The following is a 12,127-nucleotide window of genomic DNA, read 5'->3' on the forward strand; positions in this document are numbered from 1 at the left end:
CGGCGTACTGTTCTTCTTAAGGAGTTTTTCGTGGCAAAAATCATCGTTGTGACTTCGGGTAAGGGCGGCGTCGGCAAAACGACGTCCAGCGCCAGTTTCGCATCGGGCCTGGCCATGCGCGGCCACAAGACGGCCGTGATCGACTTCGACGTCGGTCTGCGCAACCTGGACCTGATCATGGGCTGCGAACGCCGCGTGGTCTACGACCTCATCAACGTGATCAACAAGGAAGCCACGCTGAACCAGGCCCTGATCAAGGACAAGCACTGCGACAACCTGTTCATCCTGCCGGCCTCGCAAACCCGCGACAAGGACGCCCTGACCGAAGAAGGCGTGGAGCGTGTCCTCAACGACCTCTCCAAGATGGACTTCGAATACATCATCTGCGACTCCCCGGCCGGCATCGAGCACGGTGCGGTGATGGCGCTGACCTTCGCCGACGAAGCCATCGTGGTCTCCAACCCCGAAGTGTCGTCGGTGCGCGACTCGGACCGCATCCTCGGCATCATCCAGGCCAAGTCGCGCCGCGCCTCCTCGGGCGGCGAGCCGGTCAAGGAGCACCTGCTCATCACCCGCTATTCCCCCAAGCGCGTGGAAGATGGCGAAATGCTGTCCTATACCGATGTGCAGGAAATCCTGCGCATTCCCTTGATCGGCATCATCCCCGAATCGGAAACCGTGCTGCAGGCCTCCAACCAGGGTTCCCCCGCCATCCACATGAAGGACAGCGACGTGGCCCAGGCCTACCAGGACGTGGTATCGCGCTTCCTCGGCGAGACCGTCGAGCTGCGTTTCACCACCTACGAAAAGCCGGGCTTCCTGCAGCGCATCTTCGGAGGTAAGTGACATGTCCCTGCTTTCTTTCCTGTTCCCCAGCAAGCCCAAAAGTGCGGTGGCGGCGAAGGAGCGGCTGCAGATCATCATCGCCCGCGAGCGTTCCAACGGCCGCCAGGGTCCGGACTTCCTGCCGGCGCTGCACAAGGAACTCATTGAGGTCATCTCCAAGTACACCAAGGTCAATGCCGACGACATCAAGATCTCGCTGGACCGCCAGGGCAACCTGGAAGTGCTGGATGTGAACGTGGTGCTGCCCGACAGCGACGTACCGGCTGCCTGAGCGCGCACGCCGCAGCCTGCATGAAGAAAAGGGCAGCCCAGGCTGCCCTTTTTGCCAATACGGTCCACCACCCCGGGGAGCCGTGCGTTGACTGCCTTTGACTTCCATCCTGAACAGATGCAATGAAAATCGGGATTCTTTCCAAAGACGCCGACACCGTGACCCTGGTCACGCAACTGGCCGATCGCCATGAATGCCAGGTCTACAGCGGTGTGGAGGGCTTTGCTGCGGCCTGTGCCGACCGTGCCAACCTGGTCGTGCTGGATCTGGACGACCTGCAGCGGCATCAGCACGCGGTCACCATGCTGGTCCAGCAGCATCGCCCGCCGGCGGCCTCCAAGGCGCGTCCGGTGGTGCTGCTGCTGTGCACCCCCGCCCACCAGCACTGGCTGCGCAACCTGCGCATGGCCGGTGCCGATGACTTCCTGGTCAAACCGGTGGAGCGCCAGGAACTGGCCCTGCGCCTGGACCTGCTGCTGCTGGCCGCGCAGCCGTACGAAGCGCCGCCCAGCGTGGTGGAAGCCGGCGGCTTCATGGTCGACCTGGCACGCCTGCGCATCACCCATCCCGAGCGGCCCGGCCTGGATGCCACGCTCACCCGCAAGGAAGTCGAACTGGCGCTGCTGTTCATGCAGCACCTGGGACGCCCGCTGTCGCGCGCCTTCCTGCAGGAGCGCATCTGGGGCGCCGAACCGGAAACCCCCACCCGCACCATCGATACCCACGTCTCGCGCATCCGCACCAAGCTCAAGCTGCATCCGGGCAATGGCTACCAGCTCGCCACCGTCTACGGCTATGGCTACCAGCTGGAACGGCTGGAATAGCGCGCCGCACAGTGTTGCATCGGCGCCCCGGCCATCTGCGCCAAGCCTGATCCATGTCAGGGACATATACCGATTATCAGGGGGCGCCCCAACCCGAAAGTGGGCAAAGAGTATAATTATTCCCAAAACCGGGGCCGAATCTGTCTGATTTTGTACGAATTGCATTGATTCCTACGCTTTTCATTCAGGTTCACAGCCATAGAAGTGCAATATCCCAGCTCATCTGCACTGCTGCCTTTTAGTCGATTCTTCCATGCATTTGCTCGCCGTCGGACTCAACCACACTACCGCGCCGGTCTCGCTGCGCGAGAAAGTGGCATTCCCCGCTGACCAGATCGGTCAGGCGGTGGCGTCCGCGCGTGCGTGGTTCGGGGGGCATGACAAGATCGTGGCCTCGGGCGAGGCCGCCATCCTTTCCACCTGCAACCGCACCGAGCTGTATGCGGCGGCAGCCGCCGGGCAAGACGGCGTGGAATTCGCCATCGACCGCACCGCGCAGTTCCTGGCCGAGTACCACCACATTCCCTACGCCGACCTGCGTCCCTACCTGTACTCGCTGCCGCAGGACAATGCCGTGCGCCATGCCTTCCGCGTCGCCTCCGGGCTGGACTCGATGGTGCTGGGCGAGCCGCAGATCCTGGGCCAGATGAAAGATGCGGTCCGCCAGGCCGATGCCGCCGGCGGGCTGGGCACGTATCTGCACCAGCTGTTCCAGCGCACCTTTGCGGTTGCCAAGGAAGTGCGCAGCACCACCGAAATCGGCGCGCACAGCGTCTCGATGGCCGCGGCCGCCGTGCGGCTGTCGCAGCGCATCTTCGATTCGATCTCCGGCCAGAACGTGCTCTTCATCGGCGCGGGCGAAATGATCGAGCTGTGCGCCACGCACTTCGCGGCCCAGAATCCCAAGACCCTGACGGTGGCCAACCGCACCATGGAACGCGGCGAAACCCTGGCCCATCGCTTCAGCGGCCGTGCCATCCGCCTGGCCGACCTGCCGGAGCAACTGGCCAGCTTCGACATCGTGGTGTCCTGTACCGCCTCGCAGCTGCCCATCATCGGCCTCGGTCTGGTGGAACGGGCCGTCAAGGCACGCCGCCACAAACCCATCTTCATGGTCGACCTGGCCGTGCCGCGCGATATCGAGGCCGAAGTCGGCCGCCTGGACGACGTCTTCCTCTACACGGTGGATGACCTGGCCTCGGTGGTCCAAAGCGGCGTCGAAAACCGCCAGGCGGCGGTCGCCCAGGCCGAAGCCATCATCGAAACCCGGGTGCAATCCTTCATGCACTGGATCGACAGTCGCGCCATGGTGCCGCTGATCCAGGACCTGCACGAAACCGGCGAGGCCCTGCGCCTGGCCGAACTGGAGCGCGCACGCCGCATGCTGGCCAAGGGCGAGGATGTGGAAGCGGTGCTCGATGCCCTCTCCAAAGGCCTGACCGCCAAGTTCCTGCACGGCCCGCAACAGGCCCTGCATCACGCCCAGGGCGAACAGCGCAGCCAGCTGGTCTCGCTGCTGCCGCAACTGTTCCGCTCCAAGCGTTAGCGCCTTCCGCCCGGCTGGCCGCTGTCTGCGGCTGGCACCCTCGCGCCGTCGCCGACGGCTGCCGTCGTCCCTTCATTGCTGACCGATACTGACTTCCCGACCTCATGAAATCCTCAATGCTCGCCAAACTCGACCAGCTCGCCGAACGGCTGGAAGAGCTCAACAGCCTGCTGGCCCAGGAAGATGCCACGTCCAGCATGGACAACTTCCGCAAAATGACCCGCGAACACGCCGAACTGGGCCCGCTGGTGGCGCTGTACCACGACTATGTGCAGGCCAGTGAAGATATCCGCACCGCCGGCGAGCTGCTGTCGGACCCCGATATGAAGGCTTTCGCCCAGGAAGAAATCGATGGCGCCAAGGCCCGCATGGAGGCGCTGGAGCTGGATCTGCAGAAGATGCTGCTGCCCAAGGATCCCAATGATGAACGAAACATCTTCCTGGAAATCCGCGCCGGCACCGGAGGTGACGAATCGGCCCTGTTTGCCGGCGACCTGCTGCGCATGTACACCCGCTATGCCGAACGCCAGCGCTGGCAGGTGGAGATCGTCTCGGCCTCAGAATCGGAGCTGGGCGGCTACAAGGAAGTGATCGCCCGCATCGCCGGCTTCGGCGCCTATTCGCGCCTGAAGTTCGAATCCGGCGGCCACCGCGTGCAGCGCGTGCCGGCCACCGAGACCCAGGGCCGCATCCACACCTCCGCCTGCACAGTGGCGGTGATGCCCGAGGCCGATGAAGTCGAGGACGTCGACATCAACCCGGCCGACCTGCGCATCGATACCTACCGCGCCTCCGGTGCCGGCGGACAGCACATCAACAAGACCGATTCGGCCGTGCGCATCACCCACCTGCCGACCGGTATCGTGGTGGAATGCCAGGACGACCGCAGCCAGCACAAGAACAAGGCGCAGGCCATGAAAGTGCTGGCCGCCCGGATCAAGGACGTGCAGTTGCGCGAACAGCAATCCAAGGAGGCCGCCACCCGCAAGTCGCTCATCGGCTCGGGCGACCGCAGCGAGCGCATCCGCACCTACAATTTCCCGCAGGGGCGCATGACCGACCACCGCATCAACCTGACGCTCTACAAGCTCGATTTCATCATGGATGGCGACCTGGACGAACTGACCAATGCCCTCATCACCGAGCACCAGGCCGAACTGCTGGCCCAGCTGGGCGACGACTGAGGCCGCCGGAACCAAGCCGGGGGGATGGGTTCAGAGTGCCTTTGCCGCCGTTTTGCCTGCGCGGTCAGCATGCACGCAGGCCCGGACTTCTCTACAATCGCGTCATGGCAAAAAAGCCGCCCGATCATTCGGGCGGTCCTGCCCATCGAACTGCCCCGACGCTGTCCCCCATTAATGAATCACTGAACCCTCAACCATGAAATCATCCAAAGCGGTTTTCCTGCTGGTGGCGCTGGTCTGCGCTGCCCTGCTGGGCGTTGCCATGTACTTGCAGATCGTCGAAGAAATGCAGCCCTGCCCGCTGTGCGTCATCCAGCGCTACATGTTCGTCCTGGTGGGCGCCTTCGCCCTGATCGGCGCATTGATGCCCGAAGCGGCCCGCCGCGGCAGCGCCGGACTGGGCCTGCTGGCCGCGCTGGGCGGCGCCGGCACGGCGATCTGGCACCTGTATGTGAAGGCGCATCCGGGCGTGTCCTGCACCACCGATCCGCTGGAAACGGCACTGAACCAGCTGCCCACGGCCAAGCTGTGGCCGCAGATGTTCACGGCCGACGGGTTCTGCTCGGCGCCCTGGCCGCCCGTGTTCGGCCTGCAGATCCCCACCTGGTCGCTGATCTGGTTCGGCGTGCTGGCCCTGGTGCTGGCCGTGCAACTGTTCAAGCGCGCACCGCGCACCACCATCTGGAAGTGATGGAGCCGCTCTCCAGCTATGCCGGCTGCACGCTGGCCACCGTATTGAAGACGGCGCCGCTGGACCCGCTGGAGAACCGCATCCTGCTCTGCCACGCGCTGCGCATCACGCGCGTGCAGCTGATCACGCAATCCGAACGGCGGCTCGATGCCGCTCAATCGGAGGCGCTCACGGCCCTCTACGCCCGTCGCCTGCGCGGCGAGCCGATTGCCTACATCATCGGGCAGCGCGAATTCTATGGACTGAATCTGCGCGTCACGCCGGATGTATTGATCCCCCGGCCCGATACCGAGCTGCTGGTGGAACTGGCCATGGAAAGATTGCCGCAAGGCGCGGCCCTGCTGGACATGGGGACCGGTTCGGGCGCGATTGCCATCGCCATCGCCCATACGCGGCCCGATGCGGTAGTGACGGCACTGGACGCCAGTGCTGCCGCACTGGCCATCGCACGCGAAAACGCCACGACCAACCAGGTCCGCGTGACGCTGCTGGAAAGCGACTGGTACGCCGCCCTGCCCCAGGATCAACGCTTTGCGGTGATCGCCTCCAACCCGCCTTATATCGTCGCAGGGGATGTGCACCTCTCCCAAGGCGACCTGCGTTTCGAACCGGTCGATGCGCTCACCGATCACGCTGATGGCCTGACCGACCTGCGCAGCATCATCGACGGCGCACCGGGGCATCTGCTACCCGGCGGCTGGCTGCTGATGGAACACGGTTACGACCAGGCCGCTGCGGTGCGTGGACTGCTCTCCGGCACCGGCTTCAAGGAAGTCCGGAGCTGGCGCGACCTCGCCGGTATCGAACGGGTCAGCGGCGGCCGCCTGGCCTGATCCGCTGACCGTTTACAACTTTCTACCTGCGTTCTCAGGCCGCCCGCTTGCCGCCTCCTTGCGGCGAGTGCGGCTGCTGCGAGGATCCCTGTTCGAGCTGTGCCAGCAAGGCGGCCTGTTTCTGCATGGCCGCTTTCAGATGGCGTTCCTTCACGTGGCCATAGCCGCGAATCTCTTCCGGAATGCGGGCCACTGCGACGACCTGTTCCAGGTTCTCGGGCGTGAGCTTTGCCAGCAGGCGTGACAGGGTAGAACGGTACTGGCTGATCAGCGCTCGCTCCTGCTTGCGTTCCTCGGTGTAGCCGAAGGGATCGAAGGCCGTCCCCCGCAGGAAGCGCAGCTTGGCCAGCACGCCGAAGGCCGGCATCATCCAGCTGCCGAAGGCCTGCTTGCGCAGGTGTCCCTTGTCGTCGCGCTTGGCCAAGAGCGGCGGTGCCAGGTGGAAGCGCAGCTTGTAATCCCCCTCGAACATGCCGGCGATCTTGGCGCGGAAGGCCGGTTCGGTATAGAGGCGCGCGACTTCGTACTCATCCTTGTAGGCCATGAGCTTGAAGAGAGAGGTCGCCACCGCGCGGCTCAGTTTGAGGCCGCGTGCCACCTCACCCAGAGTGCTCTCGCGCGCCCGCACTTCTTCCACGGCATCGCAATAGCTGCGCGCATAGGCGGCGTTCTGGTAATCGGTAAGGAAGGCCACGCGGCGCTCCACCAGTTCATCCAGGGTCGGCGTGCGCTTGAATTCGATCACCTGCGCCGTCATGCCGTTGCGGCCCGCGGCGGCCAGCACGAAGTCCACGTCATGTGCGGCCACGCGGCCCCAGGCGAAGGCCTGCTTGTTGAAATCCACCTGCAGCGCATTGAGTTCGATGGCGCGCATCAGCGCCGCTTCGGACAACGGCACCCAGCCCTTTTGCCAGGCATAGCCGAGCATGAACATGTTGGTCGCGATCGCATCGCCCATGAGCGCCGTGGCGATGCGGCCTGCATCAATGAGTGAAAGATTGTCCCGCCCGCAGGCTTTGGCGATCTCGCCTTCGCTGGAGGCGGTGGGGAATTGCCAGTCAGGATTGCGCACGAAGGCTGCGGTCGGCATCTGCGTCGAATTGACCGCTGCATGCGTACGGCCCTCGCCCATGCGCGAGAGGGCATCGCGGCCGGCGGTGACGATCACGTCGCAGCCGATGACCAGATCAGCCATGCCGGTGCCCACGCGAGTGGACTGGATGTGCGCCGGGTCCTCGGCCACGCGTACGTGCGACATCACCGGCCCGCCCTTCTGGGCCAGGCCGCTCATGTCCAGCACCGAACAGGCCCGGCCTTCGACGTGCGCCGCCATGGCGATGATCTGGCCAATGGTGATCACGCCCGTGCCGCCCACGCCGGTGACCACGATGCCGTAGGGCTGCGCCAACCCTGGCAGCAGCGGCTGCGGCAGCGTCGGCAAGGCCGGCCCCGATTGCGTCTTGGCGCGTACAGGTTTCTTCAACTGGCCCCCTTCCACCGTCACGAAGCTGGGGCAGAAACCGTTCACGCAGGAATAATCCTTGTTGCAGGAAGACTGGTTGATCTGGCGCTTGCGGCCGAACTCGGTTTCCAGCGGCTCGACCGACAGGCAATTGGACTGCACGCTGCAATCGCCACAGCCTTCGCACACCGCCTCGTTGATGACGGCGCGCTTGGCCGGGTCGGGATAGGCATTGCGTTTGCGGCGGCGACGCTTTTCCGAGGCGCAGGTCTGGTCATAGATCATGGCCGACACACCCGGCTGTTCACGCAGTTCGCGCTGCACGGCATCGAGTTCGCTGCGATGGCGGATGGTCACGCCTTCGGCCCATTGGGTGCCGGCCGGATACTTGTCCGGCTCATCGGTGACCACGATGATGGGCCGCACGTTTTCAGCGGCCAGCTGGCGCGAGATCATGGCCGGATCGAGCGGGCCGTCGAACTCCTGGCCACCGGTCATGGCGACCGCATCGTTGTACAGGATCTTGTACGTGATATTGACCTTCGCCGCGACCGAGGCGCGCACCGCCAGCAGGCCGGAATGGAAGTAGGTGCCGTCACCGAGGTTGGCGAAGACGTGTTTTTCCGTCGTGAACGGCGCCTGTCCGACCCAGGTCACGCCCTCGCCGCCCATGTGGGTGAAGAGGCTGGTCTCGCGGTCCATCCAGGTGACCATGTAATGGCAACCGATACCGGCCAGGCCACGGCTGCCATCGGGCAATTTGGTGGAGGTGTTGTGCGGGCAGCCCGAGCAGAAATGCGGCACGCGGTCCTTGTCGGGATCGGGCTTGCTGCTGATGTTGAGGGCCGCTTCCTTGGCTTCGAGATAGGCCACGCGCGTGCGTACGCGCTGCTCCACCGGATGGCCGGCGAAATAGCGCGAGATGCGCGTGGCAATCGCGCGTGCGATCTGCGCCGGGTTCAGTTCATAGGTGGCCGGCAGCAGCCACTTGCCATGGCCTTCGCGCTGTGAACCGCTCCATTCGCCGGTGTCATCGAATTTGCCGACCACACGGGGACGAACATCGTCGCGCCAGTTGTAGAGTTCTTCCTTTAACTGGTATTCAAGAATCTGGCGCTTCTCTTCGACCACCAGGATCTCATCGAGACCCTGCGCGAATTCACGCACGCCCTCGGCTTCCAGCGGCCAGGTCATGCCGACCTTGTAGAGACGAATGCCGATGTCGGCGGCGACCTGTTCATCGATGCCCAGGTCTTCCAGCGCCTGGCGCGTATCGAGGTAGGACTTGCCGGCGGTGATGATGCCGATGCGCGCACGCGGGCTGTCCCAGATGATGCGGTTCAACTTGTTCGCGCGCGCGTAAGCGAGGGCGGCATACCACTTGTAGTTGATCATGCGCGCTTCCTGGCCCAGCACGGTATCCGGCATGCGGATGTTGAGGCCATCGGGCGGCAGTTCAAAGTCGGGCAGTTCTATCTTCACGCGCTCCGGATCGATCATCACCGACATGCCCGATTCGACCAGGTCGGTCACGCATTTCATCGCCACCCACAAGCCGGTGTAGCGGCTCATGGCCCAGCCATGCAGGCCGTAGTCGAGGTACTCCTGCACCGACGACGGATAGAGCACCGGAATGCCGCAGGCCTTCAGGATGTGCTCGCTCTGGTGCGCGGCGGTGGAGGATTTGGCGGCGTGGTCATCGCCCGCAATCACCAGCACGCCGCCGTGCCTGGAGGTGCCTGCCATGTTGGCGTGCTTGAAGACATCGCCGCAGCGATCCACCCCCGGGCCCTTGCCATACCACAGCGAGAACACGCCATCGTATTGCGCACCCTTGAAGAGATTGACCTGCTGCGTACCCCACACGCTGGTGGCGGCCAGGTCTTCATTCATGCCGGGATGGAATCTGACCTGTTTGGCTTCCAGGTATTTGCGCGCCTTCTCGGCGGTCTGGTCGACCGAGCCCAATGGCGAGCCGCGATAGCCGGTGATGAAGCCGGCTGTGTTGAGGCCTGCGCGCTCATCGTACTGCCGCTGCAGCATCGGCAGGCGGATCAGCGCCTGGATGCCGGTCATGAAGACGCGGCCGCGCTCCAGTGCATATTTGTCGTCCAGGGATACATCGTCCAGCAGCAGGCGTTGCCCGGCGGGTAGGGGTGCGTTCATGTGGTCTCCGTGCCAAAAATCTTGTTTTTGCCTTGCACATGCTCCCGGCAGTCACGGCCTGCACAGGTGTCGCTGTGCGGCTACGCCGATCTGTCGGGAATCGGGAACACCTCAGTCTTGTGAACCGGGTGTCTTCAAGTTGTAGTGTCAAGTTAGCACAAGGGTGACCGGCCCGCTACGCGCGCCGCAGCAGGGTTTCCGGGCTTTTTTGCCTTGCAGGAAACTGTTTCCGCACGTCCTGCGGCATTGCTGGCAATGCGGAGAAGAAAATGCCGGAAAGCGAAAAACAACAACATTTCCGGCTGAAAAAAAAAGGCTGCGGACGCCCCAAGTGTTACAAGCAAGACGTGAATGTAACAGCCCGTAAAAGCCGTTGGACCAGCTCGGCCGCTGACGTTTAATAGACCTCACTTGAACAGCGATTGATTGGTATCCGTTACTGTGCAAGGTTCCTCCCCTCTAGTGTTGAAAGCACCACTAGCTCGCGGATCCGGCCTCCCCTGTCGGATCCGCTTTTTTTTGCGCTTCTTCCGGACACAAAAAAAGCCGGACGCATGTCCGGCTTTCCTGAGGGCTTGCTTGCAGCGATGTCGTCTTCAGCGATTGGGCGGGAAGTTGGTTTCGCCAGGCAGCAAGGTATTGGCCGGCAAAGCCTCCTGCTGCTTGAGCCGCTCGTAGAGTGGCGTGAAGTCCGGTGCCGTGTCGTTGAAGAGCTGCTCAAAATCCTTGATGACGAAATAGGTCTCCTGGTAGGTATCGATCTTGTAGAGCGTGCGCATGATGCGCTCCACCTCGAAGGGCACCCGGCGCGGCTGGTCGCTGGAGAGGCAGTACTCGACCTCGCCGCCCGAGGACAGGATGCCGGCACCATAGATGCGCAACCCCTCCTTGCCCTGGATCAGCCCGAACTCGATGGTGTACCAGTACAGGCGCGCCAGATAGGCCAGCCCGTCCAGCTTGAGCGCCTTCAAGCCACCCTTGCCATATTCCTGCAGGTGATTGGCGAAGACGGGATTGAACAGCAGCGGCACATGGCCGAAGAAGTCATGGAACAGATCGGGCTCGACGATGTAATCGAACTCGTGCTCTTCACGCAGCCACACCGTGACCGGGAAGCGGCGGTTGGCCAGGTGCTCGAAGAAGGTGTGGTCCGGTACCAGGCCCGGCACGGCGACCAGCTGCCAGCCAGTGGCCTTGAAGAGCGCTTCGGTGGTGCGGTCAAAGCGCGGGATGCCTTGCGAGACATCGAGCGCCTTGAGGCTGTCGATAAAGACATCACAGGCGCGGCCGGGAATCAACTTGGCCTGGCGCTCGTAGAGACGACGCCACAGCGCGTGCTGGGCGGGCGTGTAAGCCTCCCAGTTCTGGGCCACGACGTAGTTGGCGTCGGCCTGGCTGTAGTCACCGCGCAAGGCTCCGCTATCGGACTTGGTGGCGACGGTGGCGAAGAAATCATCGGTGTTGGGATTGGTGCTCATGGCATACCCGTTATCAAAGTGAGGCGCATATTATGCGCTCGCGGCACGGGATGGTCATGTGCGTTCGCGCAAGCGGCGCGTCAGGCAGCAGGCGGTGGCGTACCGTCGTCCTTCTTTCTGGCACCGATGCCGGTCACGCGCGCGCCCCATTTCAGCAGGGCCTTGAAGTTGGCCTTGACGATATAGTCCAACATTGCAACTTGCTCTTCCAGCGCTTCCTGGAACACCGTGGCCGAGTTGGCAGGCTTGATCTTCAGGTAGGCATCGGCCTCGCCATAGTCGCGGTGGATTTCCATGCCGGCCTTCTTGGCGATGTGCATCATCACCTTGTTGGACGAGAGGCAGTGCATGTACAGCGTATCGACATCGGCATTGCGACAGTGCATGGAGGCGCGCATGAACAGGCGCGTGCCCACCCCGAGCCCGCGCGCGGCGGCCGTCACCGACACCCCGAACTCGGCCACCACCGGCTTGATGGTGGCACCGCTGATGCGCGTGCTTTCCTTGGGCGCAAAGGCCAGGTGGCCCACCCCGAGCAGCCGCAGGCGGCGGTCATAGACGCCGAAGACGGTATCGCGCTCGAAGTTGATGCCCTCCACGTAGCGCGTCACCATCTCATCGGAAAGCTTGGAACCGAAGCGCAGCAGGCGATCCTTTTCTTCCAGCGCGAGGAAGTGACGCAGGAGATGACGGCGCGCACGCGGCGAGAGCTCCTTGACGAAGACGTTGGGCTTGTCCTGCTTCTCCTGCTGCGCGGGTGGCAGGTCGGATCGCTGGCCGCGCAAGCGCTGGAGGAGACGGGACAGGGGATGACTCATCGTGACGC

10 protein-coding genes are annotated in these 12,127 nt (G+C 63.6%); 7 read left to right on the forward strand and 3 right to left on the reverse strand.

Annotated features, from left to right (window positions below; all coding sequences use genetic code 11):
• Positions 1-30 precede the first annotated feature (30 nt).
• From minD to prmC, 7 genes are all read left to right on the forward strand, one after another.
• Positions 31-846, forward strand: a complete 816-nt coding sequence (gene minD, locus CEJ45_RS10370; protein WP_088755055.1) for a septum site-determining protein MinD — start codon at positions 31-33, stop codon at positions 844-846.
• 1 nt (position 847) lies between these two features.
• Positions 848-1,117, forward strand: a complete 270-nt coding sequence (gene minE, locus CEJ45_RS10375) for a cell division topological specificity factor MinE (RefSeq protein ID WP_006465131.1) — start codon at positions 848-850, stop codon at positions 1,115-1,117.
• 122 nt (positions 1,118-1,239) lie between these two features.
• Positions 1,240-1,941 (forward strand): response regulator transcription factor, encoded by a 702-nt coding sequence (locus CEJ45_RS10380; RefSeq protein WP_088755056.1) that lies wholly within the window; start codon positions 1,240-1,242, stop codon positions 1,939-1,941.
• 253 nt (positions 1,942-2,194) lie between these two features.
• Positions 2,195-3,487 carry a glutamyl-tRNA reductase gene (gene hemA, locus CEJ45_RS10385; protein ID WP_088755057.1) on the forward strand — a complete coding sequence of 431 codons (1,293 nt, stop codon included), beginning with the start codon at positions 2,195-2,197 and terminating at the stop codon, positions 3,485-3,487.
• Between the two features lie 104 nt (positions 3,488-3,591).
• Entirely contained in the window at positions 3,592-4,671 is a 1,080-nt protein-coding gene (gene prfA / locus CEJ45_RS10390; protein ID WP_088755058.1) for a peptide chain release factor 1, read from the forward strand.
• Between the two features lie 196 nt (positions 4,672-4,867).
• A complete protein-coding gene (locus CEJ45_RS10395; protein WP_088755059.1) occupies positions 4,868-5,362 on the forward strand; it encodes a disulfide bond formation protein B in 495 nt (164 codons plus the stop codon).
• The gene (gene prmC, locus CEJ45_RS10400) at positions 5,362-6,195 is read left to right on the forward strand and encodes a peptide chain release factor N(5)-glutamine methyltransferase (RefSeq protein WP_088755060.1); all 834 of its coding nucleotides are present in this window, start codon (positions 5,362-5,364) and stop codon (positions 6,193-6,195) included. Before CEJ45_RS10395 ends, prmC begins: the two co-directional genes overlap by 1 nt.
• 34 nt (positions 6,196-6,229) lie before the next feature.
• Here prmC and CEJ45_RS10405 read toward each other — a convergent pair whose 3' ends face one another.
• The 3 genes from CEJ45_RS10405 to CEJ45_RS10415 form a co-directional block, all read right to left on the reverse strand.
• On the reverse strand, positions 6,230-9,823 hold the full coding sequence (locus tag CEJ45_RS10405) for an indolepyruvate ferredoxin oxidoreductase family protein (RefSeq protein ID WP_088755061.1): 3,594 nt from the start codon (positions 9,821-9,823) through the stop codon (positions 6,230-6,232).
• A 596-nt stretch (positions 9,824-10,419) separates the two neighbouring features.
• Positions 10,420-11,301: a phenylalanine 4-monooxygenase gene (phhA, locus tag CEJ45_RS10410; RefSeq protein ID WP_088755062.1), complete on the reverse strand. Its 882-nt coding sequence runs from the start codon at positions 11,299-11,301 to the stop codon at positions 10,420-10,422.
• A gap of 80 nt (positions 11,302-11,381) precedes the next feature.
• A complete protein-coding gene (locus CEJ45_RS10415; RefSeq protein WP_088755063.1) occupies positions 11,382-12,119 on the reverse strand; it encodes a GNAT family N-acetyltransferase in 738 nt (245 codons plus the stop codon).
• Positions 12,120-12,127: the final 8 nt, after the last annotated feature.

The organism is Herbaspirillum aquaticum, from assembly GCF_002213425.1.
In the GTDB taxonomy this organism is placed as follows: Bacteria; Pseudomonadota; Gammaproteobacteria; order Burkholderiales; family Burkholderiaceae_D; genus Herbaspirillum; species Herbaspirillum aquaticum.

Bases quoted from the DNA above. Each gene is read 5' to 3' on its own strand.
- minE (WP_006465131.1), top strand. From the start codon at position 848: ATGTCCCTGCTTTCTTTCCTGTTCCCCAGCAAGCCCAAAAGTGCGGTG.
- CEJ45_RS10380 (WP_088755056.1), top strand. From the start codon at position 1,240: ATGAAAATCGGGATTCTTTCCAAAGACGCCGACACCGTGACCCTGGTC.
- hemA (WP_088755057.1), top strand. From the start codon at position 2,195: ATGCATTTGCTCGCCGTCGGACTCAACCACACTACCGCGCCGGTCTCG.
- prfA (WP_088755058.1), top strand. From the start codon at position 3,592: ATGAAATCCTCAATGCTCGCCAAACTCGACCAGCTCGCCGAACGGCTG.
- CEJ45_RS10395 (WP_088755059.1), top strand. From the start codon at position 4,868: ATGAAATCATCCAAAGCGGTTTTCCTGCTGGTGGCGCTGGTCTGCGCT.
- prmC (WP_088755060.1), top strand. From the start codon at position 5,362: ATGGAGCCGCTCTCCAGCTATGCCGGCTGCACGCTGGCCACCGTATTG.
- CEJ45_RS10405 (WP_088755061.1), bottom strand. From the start codon at position 9,823: ATGAACGCACCCCTACCCGCCGGGCAACGCCTGCTGCTGGACGATGTA.
- phhA (WP_088755062.1), bottom strand. From the start codon at position 11,301: ATGAGCACCAATCCCAACACCGATGATTTCTTCGCCACCGTCGCCACC.
- CEJ45_RS10415 (WP_088755063.1), bottom strand. From the start codon at position 12,119: ATGAGTCATCCCCTGTCCCGTCTCCTCCAGCGCTTGCGCGGCCAGCGA.